The organism is Spinactinospora alkalitolerans, assembly GCF_013408795.1.
Lineage (GTDB): Bacteria > Actinomycetota > Actinomycetes > Streptosporangiales > Streptosporangiaceae > Spinactinospora > Spinactinospora alkalitolerans.
Window position 1 is genome coordinate 5,449,856 of record NZ_JACCCC010000001.1, and the last position, 25,461, is coordinate 5,475,316.

General features: G+C 71.3%; 18 protein-coding genes and 1 pseudogene. 5 read left to right on the forward strand and 14 right to left on the reverse strand.

Going from position 1 to position 25,461, the window contains the following annotated elements:
* Window positions 1-43: 43 nt before the first annotated feature.
* Window positions 44-1,057 carry a UDP-glucose 4-epimerase GalE gene (gene galE / locus HDA32_RS24255; RefSeq protein ID WP_179645383.1) on the reverse strand — a complete coding sequence of 338 codons (1,014 nt, stop codon included), beginning with the start codon at window positions 1,055-1,057 and terminating at the stop codon, window positions 44-46.
* A 228-nt stretch (window positions 1,058-1,285) separates the two neighbouring features.
* Here galE and HDA32_RS24260 point away from each other — a divergent pair, with 228 nt between their 5' ends.
* Window positions 1,286-2,047: a class I SAM-dependent methyltransferase gene (locus HDA32_RS24260; protein ID WP_179645384.1), complete on the forward strand. Its 762-nt coding sequence runs from the start codon at window positions 1,286-1,288 to the stop codon at window positions 2,045-2,047.
* Window positions 2,048-2,109: 62 nt separating this feature from the next.
* Here the strand turns inward: HDA32_RS24260 and HDA32_RS24265 are convergent, their stop codons facing one another.
* From HDA32_RS24265 to HDA32_RS32130, 5 genes and pseudogenes are all read right to left on the reverse strand, one after another.
* Complete coding sequence (locus HDA32_RS24265) at window positions 2,110-2,733, reverse strand: Uma2 family endonuclease (protein WP_179645385.1); 624 nt, start codon at window positions 2,731-2,733, stop codon at window positions 2,110-2,112.
* A 162-nt stretch (window positions 2,734-2,895) separates the two neighbouring features.
* Window positions 2,896-5,472, reverse strand: a complete 2,577-nt coding sequence (locus tag HDA32_RS24270) for a polynucleotide kinase-phosphatase (RefSeq protein WP_179645386.1) — start codon at window positions 5,470-5,472, stop codon at window positions 2,896-2,898.
* Window positions 5,469-7,010, reverse strand: a complete 1,542-nt coding sequence (locus HDA32_RS24275; protein WP_179645387.1) for a 3' terminal RNA ribose 2'-O-methyltransferase Hen1 — start codon at window positions 7,008-7,010, stop codon at window positions 5,469-5,471. The genes HDA32_RS24270 and HDA32_RS24275 overlap by 4 nt, the downstream gene beginning before the upstream one ends.
* 175 nt (window positions 7,011-7,185) lie before the next feature.
* Complete coding sequence (locus HDA32_RS24280; RefSeq protein WP_179645388.1) at window positions 7,186-7,485, reverse strand: excisionase family DNA-binding protein; 300 nt, start codon at window positions 7,483-7,485, stop codon at window positions 7,186-7,188.
* Window positions 7,486-7,881: 396 nt separating this feature from the next.
* Window positions 7,882-8,337: pseudogene (locus HDA32_RS32130) on the reverse strand (RHS repeat-associated core domain-containing protein); the annotation flags it as partial.
* Window positions 8,338-8,654: 317 nt separating this feature from the next.
* Between HDA32_RS32130 and HDA32_RS24290 the strand changes: the two are divergent.
* Together HDA32_RS24290 and HDA32_RS24295 are read left to right on the forward strand one after the other, a co-directional pair.
* Window positions 8,655-9,512 (forward strand): hypothetical protein, encoded by an 858-nt coding sequence (locus HDA32_RS24290; protein ID WP_179645389.1) that lies wholly within the window; start codon window positions 8,655-8,657, stop codon window positions 9,510-9,512.
* A 3-nt stretch (window positions 9,513-9,515) separates the two neighbouring features.
* A complete protein-coding gene (locus HDA32_RS24295; protein WP_179645390.1) occupies window positions 9,516-10,715 on the forward strand; it encodes a glycosyltransferase family 4 protein in 1,200 nt (399 codons plus the stop codon).
* Window positions 10,716-11,112: 397 nt separating this feature from the next.
* On the opposite strand, the gene HDA32_RS24300 is transcribed toward HDA32_RS24295, so the two are convergent.
* The 5 genes from HDA32_RS24300 to HDA32_RS24320 form a co-directional block, all read right to left on the reverse strand.
* The gene (locus HDA32_RS24300; protein WP_179645391.1) at window positions 11,113-12,837 is read right to left on the reverse strand and encodes a glycerol-3-phosphate dehydrogenase/oxidase; all 1,725 of its coding nucleotides are present in this window, start codon (window positions 12,835-12,837) and stop codon (window positions 11,113-11,115) included.
* 145 nt (window positions 12,838-12,982) lie between these two features.
* Window positions 12,983-13,870 (reverse strand): lytic transglycosylase domain-containing protein, encoded by an 888-nt coding sequence (locus HDA32_RS24305; protein ID WP_312863313.1) that lies wholly within the window; start codon window positions 13,868-13,870, stop codon window positions 12,983-12,985.
* Window positions 13,871-14,292: 422 nt separating this feature from the next.
* Entirely contained in the window at window positions 14,293-15,405 is a 1,113-nt protein-coding gene (locus HDA32_RS24310) for a GuaB3 family IMP dehydrogenase-related protein (RefSeq protein WP_179645392.1), read from the reverse strand.
* 110 nt (window positions 15,406-15,515) lie between these two features.
* On the reverse strand, window positions 15,516-17,009 hold the full coding sequence (guaB, locus tag HDA32_RS24315; RefSeq protein WP_179645393.1) for an IMP dehydrogenase: 1,494 nt from the start codon (window positions 17,007-17,009) through the stop codon (window positions 15,516-15,518).
* Between the two features lie 329 nt (window positions 17,010-17,338).
* Window positions 17,339-18,772, reverse strand: coding sequence for a PQQ-dependent sugar dehydrogenase (locus HDA32_RS24320; protein ID WP_218882583.1), 1,434 nt, complete (start codon window positions 18,770-18,772; stop codon window positions 17,339-17,341).
* 657 nt (window positions 18,773-19,429) lie between these two features.
* Here HDA32_RS24320 and HDA32_RS24325 point away from each other — a divergent pair.
* A complete protein-coding gene (locus HDA32_RS24325) occupies window positions 19,430-20,767 on the forward strand; it encodes an IS4 family transposase (protein WP_179641472.1) in 1,338 nt (445 codons plus the stop codon).
* Between the two features lie 140 nt (window positions 20,768-20,907).
* Here the strand turns inward: HDA32_RS24325 and HDA32_RS24330 are convergent, their stop codons facing one another.
* The 3 genes from HDA32_RS24330 to groES form a co-directional block, all read right to left on the reverse strand.
* On the reverse strand, window positions 20,908-21,531 hold the full coding sequence (locus HDA32_RS24330) for a sigma-70 family RNA polymerase sigma factor (RefSeq protein ID WP_312863314.1): 624 nt from the start codon (window positions 21,529-21,531) through the stop codon (window positions 20,908-20,910).
* A gap of 187 nt (window positions 21,532-21,718) precedes the next feature.
* Window positions 21,719-23,332 carry a chaperonin GroEL gene (gene groL, locus HDA32_RS24335; protein ID WP_179645396.1) on the reverse strand — a complete coding sequence of 538 codons (1,614 nt, stop codon included), beginning with the start codon at window positions 23,330-23,332 and terminating at the stop codon, window positions 21,719-21,721.
* 95 nt (window positions 23,333-23,427) lie between these two features.
* Complete coding sequence (gene groES, locus HDA32_RS24340; protein WP_179645397.1) at window positions 23,428-23,745, reverse strand: co-chaperone GroES; 318 nt, start codon at window positions 23,743-23,745, stop codon at window positions 23,428-23,430.
* Between the two features lie 192 nt (window positions 23,746-23,937).
* On the opposite strand from groES, the gene HDA32_RS24345 reads away from it, so the two are divergent.
* Entirely contained in the window at window positions 23,938-25,248 is a 1,311-nt protein-coding gene (locus tag HDA32_RS24345; protein ID WP_179645398.1) for a class I SAM-dependent methyltransferase, read from the forward strand.
* The last annotated feature ends 213 nt before the right edge of the window (window positions 25,249-25,461 follow it).

The following is a 25,461-nucleotide window of genomic DNA, read 5'->3' on the forward strand; positions in this document are numbered from 1 at the left end:
GGAATCCGCGTCCCGGCCGCCCCGCCCCAGGACCCGGGTTCCGCTAACCGGCGAAACCGCGGGGGTTGGCCGACTGCCAGCGCCAGGCGTCGGCGCAGGCGTCCCACACGGTCCTGGCGGCCTTCCAGCCCAGGTCGCGCCGGGCCGCAGAAGGGTCGGCGTAGCAGATGGCGATGTCGCCGGGGCGGCGGGCCACCACCTCGTGGGGGATCTCGCGCCCGGAGGCCCGCTCGAACGCGGCGATCGCCTCCAGGACCGAGGTCCCCGCGCCGCTGCCCAGGTTGTAGGCGCGGGCGCCCGGCGCGTCGCCGAGGTGCTCGATCGCCGCCACGTGTCCCAGCGCGAGGTCGGTGACGTGCAGGTAGTCGCGCACTCCCGTGCCGTCGGGGGTGTCGTAGTCGTCGCCGTAGACCAGCACCTTCTCGCGCCGGCCCGCCGCGACCTGCGCGATGTAGGGGAACAGGTTGTTGGGGACGCCGCCGGGGTCCTCCCCGATCAGGCCGCTGACGTGCGCGCCGACCGGGTTGAAGTAGCGCAGCGAGATGACGTGCCACTCGGGCGAGGCCGCGGCCAGGTCGGTGAGGATCTGCTCGGCGAAGAGCTTGGTCGCGCCGTAGGGGTTGACCGCGCGCAGCGGCATGTCCTCGGTGATGGGCACCCGATCGGGATCGCCGTAGACGGTCGCCGAGGAGCTGAACACCATCCGGTGCACCCCGGCGACCTGCATCACCTCGCACAGCGTCAGCAGCGCGTCGATGTTGTTGCGGTAGTAGCGCAGCGGCTGCTCGGTCGACTCGCCCACCGCCTTCAGCCCCGCGCAGTGCACCACCGCGTCGATCCGGTGCTCGGCGAAGACCTTCGCCACGAAGGCGGGGTCGGCGCAGTCGCCCACGTGGAAGGCGACGTCACGGCCGGTGATGCGCTCGACCCTGCGGACGGCCTCCGCGTGGCTGTTGTGCAGGGCGTCGAGCAGGACCACGTCGTGGCCGGCCTCGATGAGCGCGACGGCGGTGTGCGTGCCGATGTAGCCGGCACCGCCGGTGAGCAGTACGTTCATGGATCACGCCTGAAGTCCGGGAGGACCGCGCGGACTGCGCGGGTCGGCACCAGGATAGGCGCGCCCCGGCTCCCTGCCGCGCGGCGGCCCGCGGACGCGGGAGCGCGGCGCGCGGGTATGGCCCGCACCACCGGTAACAGGGGAGCCAGGGCCAGTGAGTGCGGCGGGCCGCGTCCCTAGATTCGTCATGCCGGGAATCGGTGCGGGCGAAAGGGACGGGAACGGACGATGGCGGCACTTGACGAGATCCACCGCGACTGGACGGCGCTGGGCGACAGCGACCCGCTGTGGGCGGTGCTCACCGACCGGGGCAAGCGCAACGGCGGCTGGGACGAGGCCGAGTTCCTCGCGACCGGTGCCGCCGAGATCGACGGCACGGCGGCCTGGCTGGCAGAACTGGGCGTCACGGTGCAGCGGGGCCGCGCGCTGGACTTCGGCTGCGGCGCCGGACGGCTCAGCACCGCGCTGACCGCGCACTTCGACGAGGTCGTCGGCGTCGACATCTCCGAGCCGATGCTGGCGGCGGCCCGGAGGCTGGACCGCACCGGCCGGGTGCGCTACGTCCACAACACGGCGGCGGACCTGACCTGCCTGGAGGAGGGCTCCTTCGACCTCGTCTACACCAACCTGGTCCTGCAGCACATGCCCCCGGCGCCGACCCGGAACTACCTGCGGGAGCTGGTCCGGGTCGCGCGACCGGGCGGGGCGCTGGTGATCGGGATCCCCGACCGCACGCTGCCCACGGCCGTCGGCGTGCTGTCCCGGATCGTGCCGCACGCGGTGATCCGGTTCGTCCAGCGCACGCTGCTCGGCTTCCCCGCGGCGATGCGCATGCACACGATGCCCGGTGCGGAGGCGCGCTCCCTGGCGCGCGCCTGCGGCGCCCGGCTGGTCGCCTCCGAGGTCTACGAGGACAACCCGCACTGGCGGCACATGCGCCACGTCATCGTGAAGGAGCCCGAGGCGGAGGCCGAGGCGGAGGCCGCCTGAGCAGGGCGTCCCCGGCACGGTGGCGGCACCGGCCTGATCCGGCGGGGCGGGCCCGGGACGGCTCAGGTGTGCTTCGGCACCCCGGGGTGGACCGGGAAGTCCGCGGTCTCCAGCTCGGCGCCGAACGGCTCGGGGATGGCGATGGGCTTGCCGAACGGCACGCGTTGCGCGCCGTCGTAGTCGCCGTTGCGCGGCTCGGAGAACAGCGTGACCGTGGGACCGGACCGGTCCCAGGCATCGATCAGCAGGTACAGCGGGACCTCGCCCTTGGCGTAGGCCATGCGCTTGTCGCCCCGGTCGTCCTCGGCGTCGCCCCTGGAGGTGATCTCCACGACGAGGAGGAGATTGGCCGATGCCAGACCCGGCTGGTCAAGGGAGACGTCCGACTCCGCGATGAACACGAGATCCGGAATGTAGAGCTTGCTCAGCGCCGGAATCCGCACCCCGACGTTCTGGATCGCCTCCACTCCCTCGGGCGCGATCTTCTTGAGCGTCCAGTGCACCTTGGACGCGACCAGACCATGCGCATTCGACGGCGGCGGGACCACGACGATGTCCTCTCCACGGATCTCCGCCCGCCAGCCTCCGGGGATGTCGAGCTCCTGCCAAGCGCGCAGCAGCAGCTCCCAGGAAACCTCGGCCGTCACCTCGGGCTCCACGGCCCGCTCGGCGATCGCAATGCCCATGCCACGCTACCTCCTGGAAGGAGAAACCGCAGAGGGTGAACACCCGCTGTCCGGCGTTTCCCACATTAGTGTCGCGAGCCGCCGATCCGGCGAATCCCGCCCCAGGACGTAATGGCGCGCGGGTGGCCCAGTCACCGCGGAGCTTGCACCCTGCGACCGGGGTCACAGCCGGGGGTCGACCGGTTCGGATTCCAGGGCGAGCACGCCGAAGACCGCCTGGTGTACCCGCCACAGGGACTCGCCGTCGGCGTGGCGGGCCAGCGACTCCAGGCCGAGCCGGTGTTCGCGCAGGGCCAGGCCGTTCTTGCGGCCCAACCGGCGCTCGCGCAGCGCCTCGATGCGTCCGGGCTCCAGGTAGTCGGGGCCGTAGATGATGCGCAGGTACTCCGGGCCGCGCACCTTCAGCCCCGGCTGGGCCAGGCCCCTGCGGGCCCTGGCCCGCGCGCCGGACAGCGGCTTGACGACCATGCCCTCGCCGCCGGCCGCCACCAGCTGCCCCCACCAGGCCGCCGCGGACTCCGTCGCGGCCGGGTCGGTGACGTCGACGGCGAGGTAGCGCGTCGTGAGCACGATGCCGGCGTGCTCGGCGAGCCGCTCGGCGACGCCCATGTGCCACAGGTGGTCGCGGCCGGTGAACTCCGCGCCCTCCCCGGCCAGCACCGCGAACGGCGCGAACCGCAGTCCGGCCGGGCCGTCGGTGGGCCAGGTGTAGCGGCGGTAGACCGCGCTGAACGCCTCGACGCCGTCGGCGCGCCGGGCCGTGCGCTCCGCCAGATCCGCGACGTCGAGCCCGCGCCCGGCGGCCGCGGCCAGGGCCTCGCCCGCGGCGGGCAGCGCCGCCCGCCCGGCCGCGCCGACGGAGGCGTACTGGTCGCGGATCAGCCCTTCGGCCTTGGCCGACCACGGCAGCATCTCGCCGTCCAGCGCCAGCCAGTCGGTGCCGAGCTCCTCCCACAGCCCGGCCGCCCCGATCCCGGCGCGCAGCTCGGCCAGAACCGCGGACTCCACGTCCGGGTCGGCGAAGAACGGGCGCCCGGTGCGGGTGTGGACGGCGCCGAGGATCCCGGGCACGAACCGCCGCTCGGCCGCCGCGGCGTCGCGGCAGACCACGGCGACGGCGCGCGACCCCATGTGCTTCTCCTGGCAGACGACCCGGCCGATCCCGGCGTCGCGGTAGTGGGCGAACGCCTCGGCCGGGCGCTCCAGCAGCGCGGGGTCGGCCGAGGTCGGGGTCGGCGCCATCGTGGGCGGCAGGTACAGCAGCCACCGGGGGTCGACGGCGAAGCGGCTCATCACCTCCAGCGCCGCCAGCGCGTTCTCCTGCCGGATCCGCACCGGGCCGTTCGCGGTCTCGATCGCGCCGCCGCCGGGGTCGTCCGCGCCGACGAGCACGTCGCCGATGTCGGGCACGCCGGACTCGGGCGCGAACCCGGCCGACGGCCCGGCCGCGGCGCCGGGGAACGGCCGGGTCGGTTCGTACCAGACCTGCCGCGCCGGCACGTCGGCGATCAGCCGTTCGGGATAGCGCAGCGCGGTGAGCCGGCCGCCGAACACGCACCCGGTGTCCAGGCAGATCGTGTTGTTGAGCCATTCGGCCTTGGGCGTGGGGGTGTGCCCGTAGACGACCGCGGCGCGGCCCCGGTAGTCCTGCGCCCACGGGTAGCGCACCGGCAGGCCGTACTCGTCGGTCTCGCCGGTGGTCTCGCCGTAGAGCGCGAAGGAGCGCACCCGTCCCGAGGCCCGTCCGTGGTAGGCCTCCTTCAGGCCGGCGTGCGCGACGACCAGCTTGCCGCCGTCGAGCACGTAGTGGCTGATCAGGCCGTCGCAGAACCGCAGCACCGCCTGCCGGAACTCCTCGGTCTCGGCGCCGAGCTGTTCCAGGGACTCGGCCAGGCCGTGCCCCACGCGCACGTTGCGCCCCTTGAGCGCCCGCACCAGCTTGTTCTCGTGGTTGCCGGACACGCACAACGCGTCGCCGTCGGCGACCATGCCCATGACCAGCCGCAGCACGCCGGGGGTGTCGGGGCCGCGGTCCACCAGGTCGCCGACGAACACGGCGGTGCGGTCGGGGTGGCGGGCGCCGACGGCCCGGCCGAGGCCGTCGCGTTCGATCGCGTAGCCGAGGTCGGTGAGCAGCTCCTCCAGTTCGACGCGGCAGCCGTGCACGTCGCCGATGACGTCGAACGGGCCGGTGAGCTCGCGCCTGTCGTTCCACGACCTCTCCAGCTCGACGGCCGCGGCGTCGATCTCGTCCTCGCCGCGCAGCACGTGCACCCGGCGGAAGCCCTCCTTGCCGAGGTTGCGCAGGTCGCGCCGGAGGTCCCGGCGCTGGCGCGGGACCACGTGGGCGGGCAGGTCGCGGTCGGTCCTGGCGCGGTTGCGCTCCTGGGCCAGGCGTTCGGGCACGTCGAGCACGATCGCGGTGCTCAGCACGTCGTGCTCCTTGGCGATGCGCAGGAGCTGCCCGCGCACGGCGCGCTGCACGTTGGTGGCGTCGACGACGGCCAGCAGGCCGCGCCGCAGCCGCGTGGCCACGATGTGGTGCAGGAGGGCGAAGGCGTCGGCGGAGGCGCCCTGGTCGTCGGTGTCGTCGCTGACCACGCCCCGGCAGAAGTCGGAGCTGATCACCTGGGTGGGGCGGAAGTGCCGGGCGGCGAACGTCGACTTGCCCGAGCCCGACACGCCGACGAGCACCACCAGACCCGTCTCCGGCACGGTGAGCACGCGCTTCTCGGTCATCGGGTGAACACTCCCATCTGCGTGGACGGCCCCAGGCCGGGGTCGTCGTGGCCCACGGGCAGGTACCGCACCCGGTAGCCGTACTCCTCGGCGACGCCGTCGGCCCAGGCCCGGAACCGCGCCCTGGTCCACTCGAACCGGTGGTCGGCGTGCCGGAGGCGGCCCTCCTCCAGGCCGTCGTAGCGCGCGTTGTACTCGACGTTGGGGGTCGTGACGACGACGGTGCGCGGCGCGGCGTGGCCGAACACGACCCGCTCCAAGGCGGGCAGCCGCGACGGGTCGACGTGCTCGACGACCTCCATCAGCACGGCCGCGTCGTGCCCGGAGAACCGGGCGTCGCGGTAGACGAGGGAGCCGACGAACAGCTCCAGCCGTCGCCGCTGCCGTTCGGGCATGCGCTCGGTGCGCAGCCGCCGGTGCGCCCACTCGACCGCGTTCGCCGCCACGTCGACGCCGGTGACGCGTTCGAACACCGGGTCGTCGAGCAGCCGACCGAGAAGTCGGCCCGAGCCGCACCCCAGGTCGACGACCCTGCGGGCGCCCTCGGCCTTGAGGACCGCCAGCACCGCCCCGGCCCGCTGATCCGCCAGCGAGGGCCCGCGCTCGTCGGTTTCGGCGGGAGGGGCGGGGTCGGCAGGCTCAACCGATCCGGCGGAGCCGCTGGTCCCGGCCCATCCGGCCGCCTCCTCGCTGACCGGGTCGGCGGCCTGCGCCGTGTCCCCTTCCTCCGCCGCCTCCTCCGCGACGTCCTCGACCTCGGCCAACCGCTCGATGGCGGTGCGGACCAGCCGCCCGCGCCGCGCGAGGTAGCGCCGGGTGATGAAGTCGCGTTCCGGATGGTCCTTGAGCCAGCCCGCCCGTCGCCCACCACCGCCCTCAATCGAGGCGCTCCGCGCCGCGGTTTCTCCTGCCGCTCGCAGCAGCTTGTCGACCTCCTCGCCGCTGACCCAGTAGTGCTTGGCGCCGTCGAGGACGGGCAGCAGCACGTACAGGTGGCTGAGCGCGTCGGCCAGCCGCTGCTCACCGGTGAGGGTGAGGGCGACGTAGCGGGAGTCGCCCCAGTCGGGCAGGCCCGGGTCGAGCGGCACGGGTTCGGCCTCGACCTCCCAGCCCAGCGGCTCGAACATCCGCCGCGCCCGTTCGGCTCCGCCCCGGCACGGCACTGCGGGCAGCTTCAGGACCAGCGGCAGGGCCGTCCCCGGCAGCTCGGGCCGCGCCGCGCACCTGCCCTTGAGCGCGGAGCGGAACACGTCGCCCAGCGCGACGGCGAACAGCGATGACGCGGCGAACGGGCGGTCGTTGACGTACTGGGCGAGCGCGAAGTCGGGGCTGTTCGCCCCGCGCCGCGCCCGCAGCAGCGCCTGCGGGTCGACCTCCAGCAGCAGCGCGGCGGTGCACGCGTCCGGCCCCGCCTCGGGGTAGAACACGTGCGCGGTCCCGTAGGACTGCTCGAACCGCTGCACCCGGTCGGGATGCTTGTGCAGCAGGAACCCGAGGTCCGTCGCCGGCCGGTGCGTGGTGGAGATCGTCAGTAGCACGGCTCAAGTCTGACGAACCGGAGACCGGTTATCGACCGATTTTCCCGCCCTGTGGACGACCGCGCCCAATCGCCCGCGCCCGCACAGAAGAGCGGTGCCTTACGAAGGCGACGAGCTTCGTCCGCGAACCGAACGGCGCCTGAGCTGGAGAGGTGGTCCAGGACCCGGTCGATGGTCACGGCTCGCTGTCGACGCCTTCTCCTCCGGGGGCAGGCATGCCGTGGATGCCTGCCTCAACGGCATCGGCCGTCATCTCGTCTAGCCGCGTCCTGCGCTTGTGGCTGCGGCGCCGCTTGTACGCCACGACCTCGTGCAGCGGTATCCGCCGACTCGAACCGGGGCGGGAGGAGCCGATCTCCCCGTCGTCCAGCAGCTTGATCAGCGCCGACCGGGACACACCGAGCAGTCCAGCGGCTTCGCGGGTGGTCAGCTCCTGGTCGACCGGAACGACGGCAACGCGCAGAAGACAGGGCACCGCATTCTCACTTTCATGCACGCTGCATTCTTGCTTTCATGCCGGGACGATCGGATCCACCCCCGTTACTTGCCGGAGGGCGGACCCGATGGTGCGTGGCCGCTATCCGACGACGCCCGGGAGCCGGGCGAGGAGGGCGATGCCGGAGACGACGGCGGCGTAGGGATCGTGGTTGACCGCTCCGTAGTCGGAGCCTCCTCCGGGGGAGGATGAGCAGCTCCCGGAGGGGTAGTAGGAGGCGTAGTAGTACGGGGAGTAGTTGTACCTTCCGTTGCCGGCGCGCATCTCGGCGAGGTTTCTGCCCTGGCGGGTCCACATCGCCTCTTGTTTGATCTGGGTGATGTCGTTGACCCCGCGCGGCGGGTCGGGCTTTTTGGTGTAGCCGCCCGGCAGCAGCAGGCCCGAGGGGTCGCTCCAGGTCGCCGGGTTGCCGTTGGCGTAGCCGTGCATCTGCTGCGGATCGTCCAGGTTCATCACCGGGTCAACCGAGACGAACCGGCCGATCGTCGTGTCGTAGGCGCGGGCGCCCAGCCGGGTCAGGCCGGTCGAGCCGTCGACCGTGCCGCCGACGTAGCCCTTGTCACTGGGCCACTCTCCCGTGGACCCCCGATCGGCGCCGAACACCGTGAAGCGGCGCCGCACCGTCTCGCCGGTGTGGGCGTCGACGGCCATCTGGCCGGTGCCGCCGCCCTCTTCGGCCTCGCCGCCGGCGTCCTGGGTCATCGTCACGCCCTCGGTCCCCAGCGCCAGCTCCAGCTCGGCCAGATCAGGATTCTGCGCGGCCTCGGGCGTATGCACCACCAGCACCTGGGCGAAGCCGTCGACTCCGGCGGTGAGCACCAGGTCCACGTCGGAACGCGGATAAAGGCAGCGGAGAACACACAGCGGCGATAGTGGCACAGATCACTTTGGAAACGTGAGCGGAAACCGAAAGGTTTCCTTCATGTGGTCTCACTTGGGAACATGAGAACTTCCTGAAAGTTCCATATCAGGTGGAAAACGACTTTTGGCCGACTGTGGGCCGTTCTCTCCTTTATCGGTGGTCGCGGTGCGCTGACCAGCGTGCATCGTGACGTAAAGTCACCCTCGACCGTTGGAACGCCACGGAGGGGCGGCGTGCGGGCACGAGTGGTCGGTGCCGACGCGCGCCCGCGAAAGGTGAGGGTTCGATGCGGGTTGACGTCAGTCGTGTCGTCGCCGGGGACGTACTGGAGCTGGAGTTGCTCGACCCGTCTGACGGGGACGCCCGGGTGGTCCTGCTCCCGACCGGTAAGAACAAGGACGCCTGCGAACCGGTGTCGCTGCCGGTCAGCGTGGCGGGGACACGGGCGCGGGCCGAGCTCGGCCCGGTCGGCGTCGCCGCGGGGACGTGGGCGGTGCGCTGGGTCGGCGCCGACGGCGCGCAGCGGCCGGTCCTGACCGCCGACCCCTGCTACGACGCCGCCGAGCGGCGCGCGCAGGCCGCTCGCCCGGCCGAGCGGGAGTTCCTGGCCGTGCGGACGGCGACGGGCCGACTGCGGATCCGCGTGCGCTCCGTGAAGCCCTACGCCCAGGTCGACCGGGTCGACACCGCATCGGAGCAGGTGACGCTGTCGGGTCGCCTCGCCCGCACGGCGGCACCGGACGGGGCGGGCGGCGCGGAGCTGGTGGCCCGGCAGCGCGACCTGGACGGCGAACTCGTCGTTCCGGTGACGTTGAGCGACGGCGAGTTCCTGTGCACGATCCCGCTGGCCCCGCTGTCACGGGCCCACGACCACGGGCGCCACCACAACGAGTGGGACCTGTGGCTGCGGCTGCCCGGGCAGGACCGCGAACTGCGGCTGGGCTCCCACAGCGACGACATCGTCGGCAAGAAGGGCCGGATCGGCTACCCCGGGGTGCTGGTGCAGACCCCGGACGCACCCCTGCGCTTCCGGCCCTACTACACCGACAAGGACAACCTCACCGTCCTCGCCGTCCGCGAATCCGACGGGACGACCGACGACGGTGCCGACCAGGCCGACGAGTCGGACTTCGAGGTGGCCTGACCCGTGAAGATCACCTTCCTCATCGGCAACGTCTACGGCATGGGCGGCACGATCCGCACCACCACGAATCTGGCCAATAATCTGGTCAAACGGCACGACGTCGAGATCGTCAGCATGGCGCAGAACGCCCATGAGCCCTTCTTCCAGATCAGCCCCGAGGTCCGGCTGCGCTCCCTGGCCCACAACCGGAGCTGGGCCGACCGCCCCGACCCCGGCCCCCGAGCCCGCGAGCTCGAACTCCAGCCGTCCGGCAACGTCCCGGCCAGCGAGAACAACCTGCACTCGTTCTTCAACGCCCACAGCGACGCCGTTCTCCGCGATTACCTCTCCAAGCTCGACAGCGACGTCGTCATCGCCACGCGGCCCGGGCTGAACTCCCTGCTCGCCCAGTGGGGGCCGAAGAAGGCCGTATGCATCGGCCAGGAGCACCTCAACCTCGGCCAGCAGCCCGACGACGTCAAGGAGCACATCCGCGCCCACCACACCCGGCTCGACGGCCTCACCGTGCTGACCGACTCCGACCGGCGGGACTACACCGACTTCCTGGGCAAGGACGGCGGCTGGGTCACCACCATGCCCAACCCGCTGCCCGACGGCTTCCACGCCCGATCCCGGCTGACCAACCCGATCATCGCCACGGCCGGGCGGCTGATCTGGGTCAAGCAGTACCCCAAGCTGGTCGAGGCGTTCGCCTCCGTGGCCGACAAGCACCCGGAATGGCAGTTGCGCATCTACGGGCGCGGCATCGAGCGCGCCGGCATCCGCGCGGCCGTCGACCGCCTTGGCCTGAACAACAACGTCGTCCTCATGGGGCGCAACCCCGACATCACCTCGGAGTTCGCCAAGGCGTCCGTCGTCGCGGTGAGTTCGCGGCAGGAGGGCTTCGGGATGACCATCCTGGAGTCCTTCGCCGCCAGCGTCCCGGTCGTCAGCTTCGACTGCCCCTACGGCCCCCGAGAACTCATCACGCACGGGCACGACGGGCTGCTGGTGGCCGACCAGGACGTCGACGCCCTCGCCGCCGGGCTGCTGCGCCTGGTCGAGGACGCCGACGAGCGGCGCCGTCTGGGCGGCAACGCCCGGGACAAGGCCGCCGCGTTCCACATCGACTCCGTCACCGAACGCTGGGAGGCCTACCTCTCCCGGCTGGTGGCCGAGAAGCGCAGGGCAGGCGGTCTGCGCCGGTTCCTGCCCTGGTCCTGACCTCGCCGATCTTGATCTTGGGTTTCAACCTCGGCCCCGGGATGAAGTAGGCGCGCGGGTGGGTCCCCTCCACCTCGACCCCAGGGGACCGTGAAGGTCGGCCCCAGGAGTGAGGGCGCGCGGGTGGGCGATTCTCTCGCGTGGCCGAAGGCCCCATAGACGGAAAATCGCCCTCCCACGCGCGAAGCGCACGCCGACACCCTGGGCACAGACCGACACCCCGGTTTCGGCCCGGCGCCCAAGCAGGCGGCGTGGGCTGCGCGGCGCCGGGGCGATCCCTGTAGGGGGCCTACGGCCACACGAGAGGATCGCCCGGTCACCGCGGATCCCTCCTGTGGTTGAGGCTTCAAAACCCCCAGTGGTCGAGGTTGAAACTCACGGTCAAGATCGGCGCCGGTCAGCTCACCCTCATGCTGCGGGTCTCGGGGACGATGTCGGGGGCGCCGTGCTGGACGGCGTCGGCCTCGTGGTCGCTGTCCTGCTCCTGGGCGGCGCGCTCGGCCTCGATGCGTTTGCGGTAGTACTCGGCCTCGCGCTTGACCTGCTCGTCGTCCCAGCCCAGGGGCCCGGCCATCAGCCGGGCGGCCTCCTCGGCCACCGCGAGGCCGCGGTCCCAGGTCTCGATCGAGACGTGCGTGCGGCGCGACAGCACGTCGTCGAGGTGGCGCGCGCCCTCGTGGAGGACCGCGTAGACGACATCGGCGCGCAGGTAGTCGTCGGCGCCGGTCAGCGGCTCCTTCAGGTCGGGGCGCTCGGCGATGAGCGCGAGGACCTCGTGGACCATCGACCCGTAGCGGCGCAGCAGGTGCTGGACCCGTGACACGTGCACGCCGGACTCGCGGGCGAGCTTCCTGCGCTGGTTCCACAGCGCCGCGAAGCCGTCGGCCCCGGCCAGCGGCACCCTGTCGGTGACCGACTCCGGAACGCCGCCGCCGAGCCCGTGCGCGACCGCGTCGACGGCGTCCTTGGCCATGACCCGGTAGGTGGTGTACTTGCCGCCGGCGATCAGCACCAGGCCCGGAACGGGGTGGGCGACGGTGTGCTCCCGCGACAGCTTGGAGGTCTCGTCGGACTCCCCCGACAGCAGCGGGCGCAGCCCCGCGTACACGCCCTCAACGTCGTCCCTGGTCAACGGCACCCGCAGCACCTGGTTGACGTGGTCGAGGACGTAGTCGATGTCGGTGCGGCTGGCCGCGGGGTGCGCCTTGTCCAGGTCCCAGGAGGTGTCGGTGGTGCCGATGATCCAGTGCCGCCCCCACGGGATGACGAACAGCACGCTCTTCTCGGTGCGCAGGATCAGACCCGACGACGCCTGGACCCGGTCGCGCGGCACGACGAGATGGATCCCCTTGGACGCGCTGACGTGGATCTGGCCGCGCCCGCCGACCATCTCCTGGATGTCGTCGGTCCACACGCCGGCGGCGTTGACCACCTGCTTGGCCCGGATCTCGAACTCCTCGCCGGACTCCAGGTCCTGCGCCTTCGCCCCGGTGACGTGCTCGCCCTCGCGCAGGAACCCGACCGCCTGCACGCGCGAGGCGATGCGCGCCCCGAAGGAGGCGGCCGTGCGCAGCAGGGTCACGACGTAGCGGGCGTCGTCGACCTGGGCGTCCCAGTACTGCACCGCCCCGACGAACGCGTCGCGGCGCAGCGCCGGGAAGATCCGCATGGCTCCCCCGCGCGTGAGGTGCCGGTGGTGCGGCAGGCCGCGGGAGGTACCCATGGTCATGGACAGCGTGTCGTAGAGCGCGACCCCGGCGCCGATGTAGGGGCGCTCCCAGTGCTTGGTGAACGGGAACAGGAACGGAACCGGCCGCACCAGGTGCGGGGCCAGGCGCTGCAGCAGCAGCCCGCGCTCCGTCAGCGCCTCGCGGACCAGCTCGAAGTCCAACTGCTCCAGGTAGCGCAGGCCGCCGTGGATCAGCTTGCTGGACCTGCTGGAGGTGCCCGCGGCGAAGTCGCGGGCCTCGATCAGCCCCACGGACAGCCCGCGCGACACGGCGTCCAGCGCAACGCCGGCGCCGACGACGCCGCCGCCCACCACCAGGACGTCGAGCTCGTTCTCCGCCATGTGCGCGAGCGCGCCGGCGCGCTCTTCGGGCCCCATACGCGCTGCCGTCATCTCATGCCCTTCCGAGACGGGTACCTACCCAGCCGATTACCCAATTTCGTGCGGATCCATCAGGGTATATCGCGGAGTGACGAGTACCTCACGCATCGGCGGCGCGTCGGGGAGACCGTCCGGTGCCGCGGCGGTCGGCGCTGGGTCAGCCCGCCTCGTAGGCGTAGTCCTTGGCGATGCCCAGGACCTCCTCGGCGTAGTCCTCGGACTCGTTGTAGGACAGGATCGCCGACCACCAGCCGTCGGAGGTGGTGAGGTCGCGCCCCTCGGCGCACAGGTAGCGGGCCGCGCTCAGCGAGGCGTCGTCGATGTTGTGCGGGTCGGCCGTGCCGTCCCCGTTGGCGTCGGCCGCCCAGATGTCCCAGGTCGTCGGGATGAACTGCATCGGGCCGACCGCCCTGTCCCACTCGGTGTCGCCGTCGAGCTCGCCGCCGTCGGTGTCGCGGATGGCGACGGTGTTGTTGGAGCCGTCGAGGGGGATGCCGATGACCTCGACGCTGGTGCGCCCGTCGGAGCCGAGCTCGCCGCCGGCGTAGGTGCCGTGGTGCGACTCCACCGAACCGACCGCGGCCAGCGTGGGCCAGGAGATCCGGCAGTCCGGCTGCTCGGCCATCAGGTGCAGTTGCGCTTCGGCGTAGCCCTGGAGCCCGCGGCGCGGGATCCCGGTCGCCGCCGAGACCCGGTCCAGCCACTCCGGGTCGGGCTCGGTGAGGTAGGCGGTCCCGTCCGGTGACGGGCGGGTGTCGCCCCGGCCGCCGGCCCGGTCCCCTGCCGCCTCGGAGGCTTCCTCCGTGGAGCCGGGCACCGTGTCGATCAGCCCGCCCTTCTCCCGCGGGCCGGGCGGCAGGGCCTGGGGGGCCGCCGGATCCGCCACGCCGGCGACCGCGCCAAGGATTCCGCCCGTCACGCCGACCGTGGCCAGCACCGCTGCGCCCGCCATGACCACGGGTCGCCAGGGGGCGGAGGGGATCTTGTCATCCGGAGCGCTTCCGGGGCCTCGCTCCATGTCGTCGGCAGGGGGAGAGACGGTCACGGACACCTCAACTCGTGACGGGGGCACTCGGCGCGGAGAGGGCGGACACGGTCGACCGGGGAACAACCTACTGGACGGGGCCGGGCCGGCACAGACCCGTGCGCCGTCGCGTTCTTCGCGGATCTCGGATTCGGGCCTTGGCCTCAGGGGGTTGCGACCCCGGCCCCGGGAAGGAATCGCGGCCCCCTCGTGTGGCCGAAGGCCCATCGAGTGAACCACGCATCCGTGCGTGAAGCAGACCTGTCGCCTTGGGCACACACCGAAACCACGGTTTCGGCCTGGACCGCAAAACATCCGATGTGCTTCGCGCGGAGCCGGACACCCCGCCGAAACGGGCCTACGGCCACACGGCGGGACCGCCCGTTCACCGCGGGCCCATGGTCGAGGCCCGAACCCCCTGCGGTCAAGGACGGCAGAAGAGGCTAGTGCGGTGCGACGACGACCTCGACCCGCTGGAACTCCTTGAGGTCGGAGTAGCCGGAGGTCGCCATGGTGCGGCGCAGCGCGCCCATCAGGTTCATCGAGCCGTCGCTGGTGGAGGCCGGGCCGTGCAGGATCGACGACAGGGTGCCGATCGTGCCGACGTTGAGGCGCTCCCCGCGCGGAAGCTCATGGTGGTGCGCCTCGCTGCCCCAGTGGTGGCCGCGGCCCGGGGCCTCCTCGGCGCGGGCCAGCGGGGAACCGACCATGACGGCGTCGGCGCCGCAGGCCAGGGCCTTGGCGATGTCGCCGCTGTGGGTCATGCCGCCGTCGGCGATGACGTGCACGTAGCGGCCGCCGGACTCGTCGAGGTAGTCGCGCCTGGCCGCGGCGACGTCACCGATGGCGCTGGCCATGGGCACGGCGACGCCCAGCACACTGCGGGTGGTGTGGCCGGAGCCGCCGCCGAAGCCGACCAGCACTCCGGCCGCGCCGGTGCGCATCAGGTGCAGGGCCGCGGTGTAGGTGGCGCAGCCGCCGACGACGACCGGGACGTCGAGGTCGTAGATGAACTGCTTGAGGTTGAGCGGCTCGGCGCGGCCGGAGACGTGCTCGGCCGAGACGGTGGTGCCGCGGATGACGAAGATGTCCACACCGGCGTCGATGACTGCCTTGTGGTACTGCGCGGTGCGCTGCGGCGACAGCCGCGCGGCGGTGACCACGCCGGCCCGCCGGATCTCCTCGATGCGCCGGCCGATCAGCTCCTCCTGGATCGGAGCGGCGTAGATCTCCTGCAGCCGCAGGGTGGCCGCGGCGTCATCGAGCTCGTTGATCTCGGCCAGCAGCGACTCGGGATCCTCGTAGCGGGTCCACAGCCCCTCCAGGTCGAGCACGCCCAGGCCGCCCAGCTCGCCGATCGCGACGGCGGTCTTCGGCGAGACCACGCTGTCCATCGGGCTGACGACCAGCGGCGTCTCGAACCGGTAGGCGTCGATCTGCCACGTGATGGACACCTCTTCGGGGTCGCGCGTGCGGCGGGCGGGCACGATCCCGATCTCGTCGAGCTCATAGGCCCGCCGCCCGTTCTTGCCCAGCCCGATCTCAACCTGAGCCAACGCTTCGATCCCCTCTCGTGCTTGCCACCGGCGCGTACCGCCGCCGCGAGTTTACCCCTGAGCAGCGCCCCCGCTCACCGAAGGTGCGGGCGGGACTGCGGGGAGGGCCGCTAGCGGCGGCCGTCGTAGTTCGGCGCCTCGACGGTCATCTGGATGTCGTGCGGGTGGCTCTCCTTGAGCCCGGCCGAGGTGATCTGCATCAACTGGCCGCGCTCGCGCAGGTCGTCGACGACGCGCACGCCCGCGTACCACATGGACTGGCGCAGACCTCCGGTGAGCTGGTGCGCCACCGCCGACAGCGGACCGCGGTAGGGAACCTGGCCCTCGATGCCCTCGGGGATCAGCTTCTCCTCGGTGGCGACGTCGGCCTGGGAGTAGCGGTCCTTGGAGAAGGAGCGCCCGCGCATCGCGCCGAGCGAGCCCATGCCCCGGTAGGACTTGAACTGCTTGCCGTTGATGAAGATGAGCTCGCCGGGGCTCTCCTCGACGCCGGCGAGCAGGCTGCCGAGCATCACCGTGCTCGCGCCGGCCACGATCGCCTTGGCGATGTCGCCGGAGTACTGCAGGCCGCCGTCGGCGATGACCGGGACGCCGGCCGGGCCCGCGGCCTTGGCCGCCTCCAGGACGGCGGTGACCTGCGGCGCGCCGACGCCCGCGACGACGCGGGTGGTGCAGATGGAGCCCGGGCCCACGCCGACCTTGACGGCGTCGGCCCCGGCCTCGATCAGCGCCTGCGCGGCGGCGCGGGTGGCGATGTTGCCCGCGACGATGTCGGCCCGGGTGTTGGCCTTGAGCTTGGAGACCATCTCGATGACGCCGGTGGAGTGCCCGTGCGCGGTGTCGACGACGACGAAGTCGGCCCCGGCCTCGACGAGGGCGTGCGCGCGCTGCTCGGAGTCGGGCCCCACGCCGACCGCCGCGCCGACCACGAGCCGGCCGTCGGCGTCCTTGGTGGCGTCGGGGTACTGCTCGCTCTTGATGAAGTCCTTGACGGTGATCAGCCCGCGCAGCCGGTCCTGCCCGTCGACCAGCGGCAGCTTCTCGACCTTGTTCTCGCGCAGCAGCCGGTAGGCGTCCTCGCGCGAGACCCCGACGGGCGCGGTGACCAGCGGCATCGGGGTCATGACGTCGCGCACCCTGCGGCCGCGGTCGCTCTCGAAGCGCATGTCGCGGTTGGTCACGATGCCGACCAGCCGGCCCTCGGCGTCGGTGACCGGGGCACCGGAGATGCGGTAGTGGGCGCTGAGCGCCTCGACGTCGGCGAGCGTGTCGTCGGGGCCGCAGGTGACGGGGTCGGTGACCATGCCGGCCTCGGAACGCTTGACCAGGTCGACCTGGGCGGCCTGGCCCTCGACGGAGAGGTTGCGGTGCAGCACGCCGACGCCGCCCTGCCGGGCCATCGCCACGGCCATGCGCGCCTCGGTCACGGTGTCCATCGCCGCCGACACCAGCGGGATGCGCAGCCTGATGTTGCGCGTCAGCCGGGTCGCCGTGTCGGCCTCGCCCGGCTGCAGGTCCGAATAGGCCGGCACCAGTAGGACGTCGTCATAGGTGAGCCCGGGCGGCAGCACCTTCTCGGCGGCCCCCGATGGATTGAGCGTCATGACACCTTCCAACCACTCGCGCGTGCCGTTTCATCCTAGGACCCCTCACGGCACCCGCGCGGCCACGATCCGAAGTCCGGGCCGGTCAGGCCCCCTTCGGTGGGCAGCGTCACAGCACGGCCGCGCGCCGGGCGGGGGAACGCCCGCGCGGACGTGCGGACGCGGATGCCGTGGCAACACGTGCGGAAGGAGACCCGTGGCCGAATGGACGAGTGGACGCCGTGGCCGCCGCCGCGGTGTTCCGCCGCGGCGGCGGCCACGGTCTCCTTCCGCTCCGCTCGCCGCTCAGCCCGGACACATGACCGGAATCAGCGGAGGCGGTGTCCGGCTCAGCCCTCGCAGACCGAGCCGTTCAGCGTGAACTCATCCGGCGCCGCGTTGTCGCCGGTGAAGCTCGCGTGGAAACCGAAGCTCCGGGAGTCGCCCGGTCTGATCACGTTGTTCCATTCGAGGTTGGCCGCGGAAACGGCGGAACCCTCCTGGGCGACCTCCGCCTGCCACTGGTTCGTCACCTGCTGGTCGCCGGCGAAGTCCCACTCCAGCTCCCAGCCGTCGATGGGCTCGTCCCCGGTGTTGGTGACCACGACCGTGGCGGTGAACCCGCTGCCCCAGTCGCTGTCCACCGTGTAGTCCACCGCGCAGTTGACGGGAGGGGGCAGCGCCTCGAAGGAGACCCGGTAGAACTGGCCGGGCAGGTCGTTGACGACGTAGAACTCGCCCGATGCGTCGGCGCCGAAGGTCGTGACCTGGATGGGCAGGGTTCCGATGTGCCCGGTGGCGTAGGTCCCGTCGCCCTTCGGTCGAATGCCCCATGTGTTGCCGGTGCAGTAGTCGGCCATGATGTAGGTGCCGCCGGCCAGGTCGGCGAACTCCTCGCCGCGGTAGACCAGGCCACCGGTCACCGAGCAGTCTCTGCCTTCATGCGTGTAGGAGAAGACCGGGTCGACGTAGTCGCCGCCGGCATCGCAGCGCTCCTCGTCGTAGGCATCGGGGCCCTCGCGGCAGGGCCAGCCGAAGTTCGCGCCGCCTTCACCGGCCGACAGGTGGTTGACCTCCTCATGGATGCCCTGGCCGACGTCGGCGATCCACATCGAGCCGTTCTCCGGGTCGAACGAGAACCTCCAGGGGTTGCGCAGGCCGTAGACCCAGATCTCCGGCCTCGCGTCGGGGACGGAGACGAAGGGGTTGTCCTCGGGGACGCAGTAGGCGAGATCGCCGCACTCTCGACCGACGTCGATGCGCACGATCGTGCCCAGCAGCGTGCTGAGGTTCTGGCCGTTGTTCAGGATGTCGCCCGCGTTGCCTCCATCGCCGAGGCTCCAGTAGAGATACCCGTCAGGCCCGAACTGGACGTCGCCGCCATTGTGGTTGGTGTATTCGGCGTGTTCCTCGGTCAGCAGGACCTCTTCGCTGTCCGCGGGAACGACCGCCTGGTCAGGACGGTCCATCGGGAAACGCGACAGTGTGAGTGTGCCTTCGTCGGCACTGGTGTAGGCGACATAGATTTCGGGATTCTCCGCGAAATCCGGTGAGGGGGCGATTCCAAGAAGCCCCTGCTCATTGCCTCCGCTGGTGATCCGGTCACCGATATCGAGAAGAGGATCGGCGGAGAATCCGTCATCGGGATGGTAAACGCGGACCGTGCCCGTCTCCTTCTGCGTGATGAACAGCCGCCCGCTGCCGTCGTCCGGTGCGGCGATCGCTGTGGGGCGGTCCAGACGGTCCGCGCCGACGTTCGTGCTCGCGACCTGCAGGCGGTCCAAGGGGAGTTGCGCTTCCGAAGCGGCCGGCGGCGCGTCCGAAGAATCTGCTTCCGCGGCGGACACGGGACTGACCTGGGTCAATAATCCGAAAACGGCGGCCACTGCGGCGGCGGATGACCGCCACGCCCATCGGTGGTGGGACATTCTCTCTCCTGAGAATACGGATTGCACTCACTCGACACGCGAATCCCCCGATGTACCACTCGTGTTGAGAGTGAACTCTGGCGTCTAGAGGGTAAACCGTTGGCTGTGACGGCCGCCAGGGCGGTTTTTTCACGACCGTGGCGTTATGGATTCGCGGTGGCGGGCACAGTGGATACCGCATTCCGCCTTTACCGCGGTTCCTCGGCCTCGGTCTCGCATGGCGACCCGCCGGTGGACTGACTGGGCGTTTTGCGTTGAAGCAGCGTCGGAAAGACCGGTCGGGCCATGGCGAAAGCCGATGCGCTTGGGCGGGCGCCGGGGTCCACGGTCTCCCGTTCACCACAGCAGGGCCTGGAAACAGCGCCGGCCCTCTCCCATCACCGTCTAGACCCAATGCCGTTCAGTTAGGGGCTGATGTGCCTTGTCAACCCCGGCCCCTGCCCCCTGGAGCATGAAGAAGGGGTTCCCTGGTAGAACAGTCATCTCTCACAACGCCTGTCACCAGGGAACCCCTTGCCCGACCATTGTGCCACGACCCGCGAAGTCCGCTCCGCCCCCAGCGTCTTCGCCCCCGGCCACCTGGGAGAACTCACCCAGATCGTGCCCTTCGAGATGGTCGACGCCGTGCTCGCCGAGCGCGGCAGACACCACCAGCGACTCCGTCTCCTGCCCGCCCGCGTCGTGGTGTACCTGCTCCTGGCAGGTGGACTGTTCGCCCCCTTGGGCTGGACCGCGATCTGGCGCAAACTCACCAGCGGCCTGAACCTGACCCCCCGCCCCACCGCCTCGGCGCTGTTCTACGCCCGCAAACGCCTGGGCCCCGCACCCCTCAAAGCCCTGTTCACCCTCCTGGCCGACCCCACCCACACCGCCCACCGGTTCAAAGGGCTGCTGGTGTGCGCCATCGACGGCACCCTGCTGGACGTGCCCGCCTCAGCAGCCAACCGGAGTGTGCACCGCTCCCAGGGAGCGACCCGCTGGGCCGGGGCGGGCTACCCCCAGCTACGGCTGCTGGCCCTGGTAGCGACCGGCTCGCGCGCACTCCTGGCAGCCACGTTCGGCCCCGTCCGCCACGGCGAGACGGCCTACGCGCCCGCCCTGTGCCAGGCGATGGGCCCAGGCCGGCTGGTCCTGGCCGACCGCGGCTTTGACGCCGCCACCGTGCTGGAAGAGTTCACCGCGACCGGAGCCGAGATACTCGTGCGCATGAGCGCCGGCAGCAACCCCCGACGGCTACGCCGACTCAAGGACGGGACCTGGCTGGTCATGCGCGGCAAGCGGCGGCTACGGCTGATCGAGGCACAGATCACCATCGCCACCGGCCAGGGCCAAAGCACCGGCCGCTACCGGTTGGCCACCACCCTGGTCGACGTCGACCGCTACCCGGCTACCGACCTGGTGGCCCTGTACCACCAGCGGTGGGAGATCGAGACCGCCTACGGTGAGCTGAAGTCCTCCCTGCTCGGCCGCCGGGTGCTGCGGGCCAAGGACCCCGAAGGGCTGGAGCAGGAGGTGTGGGCGCTGCTGGCGACCTACCAGGTGGTGCGGTACGCGATCGCTGACGCGGTGACCGCCACCGGCCACAGCCCGCTCCAAGCGAGTTTCACCGTGGCGGTCGAGGCCGCCCGGGACTGCTTGGTCCGGGCCGAGAACACCATCGCCGGCGAGCGGGTCGACCTGCGGGGGGTGATCGGGCAGCAGGTGTTGGCGAACCTGCTGCCCCAGCGGCGTCTGCGGACGGCGCCGCGGGTGGTCAAACGCGCGATCTCGAAGTACCACGCCCGCTCCAACGGGGTAGACCGCACTACCTACAAAGCCACCGTGGACATCACGGTGTTGACAGAGCCCTGACTTCCTTAACTGAACGGCATTGCGTCTAGACCCGGCGGCCCCTGGGCCAGTGGGGCACCGCACAGTAGGGGCCCGGGCGCACGCGCGAGGGGCAGCGGCGGCCGCGGGGACCAGGGAACGTCGGGGCGTGGCGGGCGCGGCTAGAAGAGGCGGTTCGCCACGGCCACCTCCCGAAGCCGAGCCAGAGCTCGGTGCTGGGCAACCCGTACCGCCCCGGCCGACATTCCCAGTACATGTCCCGTCTCATCAGCAGATAGACCCGCAATCACGCGCATGACGAGCAGCCGCCTCTGCTGCTCGGGAAGTTCACTCAGCAGCGCCCTGGCCCGCTCGGCCTCCGCGGTGCGCACCGCGGCCTCCTCCGGCCCGGGCCCGTCGTCGGGGCGGTCCGGAACGGAGTCGGTGGGCACGTCGACGCGCCTGGAGACCCTGAGGGCGTCGGCGACCTTGTGCGCGGCGATCCCGAAGACGAAGGAGACGAAGGGCCGTCCCATGTCCCGGTAGCGCGGCAGCGCCGCCAGGAGGGCGATGCAGACCTCCTGCGCGACGTCGTCGGAGGTGTGCGCGTAGCCGGAGACGCGGGCCAGGCGGGCCCTGCAGTAGCGGACCACCATGGGGTGGACCTCTCTGATGAGCGAGTCCACCGCACCGTCGTCCCCCTGGATGGCCAGCGAGGTCAGGTGGTTCAGCTCCGTGTCATCCGTTCTCGGCCGGGCACTTGGTCGTTCCGCGAGCACGCCCCCCGCGACGCGTGGATCCGTCACGTATCGAATGATGCCCACACGTACACACTTACACGTCACGATTAACGGCAACAGAATGATCACATTTAGGGCGTTTGTCCCCAAAAGCATGCGTGCCCCGGAGTGTGATCCGGGGCACGCATGATAGTGCGCACAACCGCCGCGGATGCGGACCGGCCGCGCCGGCCGGCCGCGCCCGCGGTCTTCGCTAGTGGCCGTGACCGTGGCCGTGGCCGGCCTCGGCCTCCTCTTCCTCGGGCTTGTCGACGACGAGCGCCTCGGTGGTCAGCAGCATCCCGGCGATGGAGGCCGCGTTCTGCACCGCGGAGCGGGTGACCTTCACCGGGTCGATGATGCCCTGGGACATCAGGTCGCCGTACTCGCCCTTGACCGCGTTGTAGCCCTGGCCGGACTCCAGCTCGGCGGTCTTGGTGGTGACGACGTAGCCCTCGGCACCGGCGTTGACCGCGATCCAGCGCGCCGGCTCGACCAGCGCGCGGCGGACGATCGCCGCGCCGGTGGCCTCGTCGCCGGTCAGCTCCAGGCCGTCCAGCGCCTTGGCGGCGTGCACCAGGGAGGAACCGCCACCGGCGATGATGCCCTCCTCGATGGCGGCGCGGGTCGCGGAGATGGCGTCCTCAAGGCGGTGCTTCTTCTCCTTGAGCTCCACCTCGGTGGCCGCGCCGACGCGCAGCACGCTGACGCCGCCGGCCAGCTTGGCCAGCCGCTCCTGCAGCTTCTCGCGGTCCCAGTCGGAGTCGCTGACCTCGATCTCCTTGCGGATCTGGTTGACCCGGTCGTTGACCTCGGTCTGCTCGCCGGCGCCGTCCACGATGGTGGTGGCGTCCTTGGTGACCGTGATGCGGCGGGCGCCGCCCAGCACGTCCAGGTCGGCGTTCTCCAGGGTCAGGCCGACCTCCTCGGCGATGACCTGGCCGCCGGTGAGGGTCGCGATGTCCTGCAGCATCGCCTTGCGGCGCTCGCCGAAGCCGGGGGCCTTGACCGCGGCGACGTTGAGGGCGCCGCGGATCTTGTTGAGCACGAGCGCGCCCAGCGCGTCGCCCTCGATGTCCTCGGCGATGATGAGCAGCGGCTTCTTGGTCTGGACGACCTTCTCCAGCAGCGGCAGCAGCTCGTTGAGGCTGGAGATCTTGCCCTGGTTGATCAGGATCAGGGCGTCCTCCAGCACCGCCTCCTGGCGGTCGCCGTCGGTGACGAAGTAGGGCGAGACGTAGCCCTTGTCGAACTGCATGCCCTCGGTGAAGTCGAGGTCCATGCCGAAGGTCGGCGCCTCCTCGACGGTGATGACACCGTCCTTGCCGACCTTGTCGAAGGCCTCGGCGATGAGATCGCCGATCTGCTGGTCCTGCGCGGAGTTGGTCGCCACGTAGGCGATGTCCTCGCGCTCCCCGACCTCGCGGGCCTGGTCGACCAGGGTCTCGGCCACCTTCTGGGCGGCGGCGTCGATGCCCTTCTTCAAGGACATCGGGGACGCGCCGGCGGCGACGCTGCGCAGGCCCTCGTGCACGAGCGCCTGGGCCAGGACGGTGGCGGTGGTGGTGCCGTCACCGGCGGCGTCGTTGGTCTTGGTGGCGACCTCCTTGACGAGCTGGGCCCCCAGGTTCTCGTAGGGGTCGTCCAGCTCGATCTCACGCGCGACGGTCACGCCGTCGTTGGTGATGGTGGGGGCGCCGAACTTCTTGTCGATGACCACGTTGCGGCCCCGCGGGCCGAGCGTGACCTTGACGGCGTTGGCGAGGTGGTCGACGCCGCGCTCGAGCGAGCGCCGCGCGTCGTCCTCGAATTCCAGGATTTTCGGCATGCTTCCTCGGTCCTTCGGTCAAGTACGAAAGAACAGATCCGCCCCGCCCGGCGAAGAGCCGGCCGGGGCGGGGGACGACAAGAGGCGTGGAAGGCCTACTTCTCGACGACCGCGAGCAGGTCGCGGGCGGAGAGGACGAGGTAGTCCTCGTTGTTGTACTTGACCTCGGTGCCGCCGTACTTGCTGTACAGCACGACGTCGCCGACCTTGACGTCCAGCGGGATGCGGTTCTCGCCCTCGTCGTCCCAGCGGCCCGGGCCCACAGCGAGGACCTCGCCCTCCTGCGGCTTCTCCTTGGCGGTGTCCGGGATGACCAGGCCGGAGGCGGTGGTCTGCTCGGCCTCGAGCTGCTTGACGACGACGCGGTCCTCAAGCGGCTTCAGCACGGTCTTGCTCTCGGTGGCGGTCGACACGGTGTGACCTCCCCCTTCAGGCTCGATGATTTCAAAACGGCATGCTGGTAAAGGGGCGACCACGGCGGCCTGTCGTCGCGGGTGCCAGACCGGCCTCGTCGCGATTAGCACTCTACCTCTGAGAGTGCCAGGATGGAACATTAGCCGGGCACATCGGGCTCGTCAAACAACAGGTCACGGGGGAACACGAGGGTGACTACCGGGCAAATCGCGGCCTTCCGCGCACTGCTCACGCCGGCCGGCCGGCGACTGCTCGACGGATTGGACGCGGCCGAGATCGACGCCGACCCCCTCAAGGCCGCCACCCGGCTGCGCCACGACCTCGCATCACGCTGTGATGACGACTTCTCCGGACTCGGCATACCCATTCCGGACCTGGTCAATGCGGCCCTGACCCAGGCGCGTCTGCGCGGCCGGGCGCGGGAGAAGTTCGACGCCCTGGCCGAACGCCTCTACTTCACCCCCAACGGGCTGGAGCAGGCCACGCGCCTCCCGGTCGCCCGCTACCGCGCCCGCCGCCTCGCCGCGGGAGTCCGCGCCGACGTCTCCGCACCAGTGGGCGACCTGGGTTGCGGCATCGGCGCGGACCTCGCCGCCATGGCCGGGGAGGGCCTGACCGTGGAGGGCGTGGACCTCGACCCCCTCACCGTCGCGGTCGCCGGGGCCAACATCGAGTCGCTGGGGCTGACCGCCCTGGCCGGTGTGCGCCTGGGCGACGCGACGCAGGCCTCGCCGGGCGACTACGCGGCGGTGTTCTGCGACCCGGCCCGCAGGGGGCGGCGGGGACGGGTGTTCAACCCGGACGCCTACACGCCGACCTGGACGGCGGTCATGGAACTGGCTCAGGGGGCGCCGGCCGCGTGCGTCAAGGCCGCGCCCGGCATCCCCCACGAGCTGGTCCCCGACGAAGCGGTCGCCGAGTGGATCTCGGTGGACGGGGAGGTGAAGGAGGCCGCGCTGTGGTTCGGGGCGCCGGCGGAGGCCCCGCTCCCCTCGGACCCGCCCGAGATCCCGGGCCGGCCCGCACGCCGCGCCACCCTGCTGCGGACCGGGGGCGCGCAGGCCGATCCGGAGCGGACCACCGTGGTCGCCGATCCCGGCCTGGGCGATCCCCCCGTCGCGGCGCCGGGGCGCTACCTCTACGAGCCCGACGGCGCGGTGATCCGCGCGCACCTGGTGGCCGAGGCCGCCGCGGCCGTGGACGGGGCGCTGCTCGACCCCAACATCGCCTACATCACCGGCGACCGGCTGGTGCCGACCCCGCTGTGCCGGGCCTACGAGGTCACCGACGTCATGCCCTTCTCCCTGAAGCGGCTGCGGGCGGTCCTGCGCGAACGGCGCGTCGGCAACGTAACGATTAAGAAACGCGGATCGGCCGTGGACGTGCAGAAACTCCGCCGGGATCTGCGGCTCTCCGGGCCCGGCTCGGCCGTTCTGGTGCTCACGCGCATCGGGGAGCGCCCCGTCTGCCTGCTATGTGCCGAGGTCAGCGCCCCGCACTGACCGAAGCGGGCCGGACCCTCCGAACGCGCCCTGCGCGGCCGCGCTCTCGGGAGACCGCGGTTTCAGACGCCCGCGGCGGTTCTCGGCGGTTCGCAGAAAACCCCGCATCTTCGGCCCTCTCTTGGGGCATCCGGGGAGCGTGTCGTTAAACTGGGCCGCGCTGGATTCTTCCCCCCATCTCGTGGATCCGTCTGGCGGCTCTTCGGGTCCGGC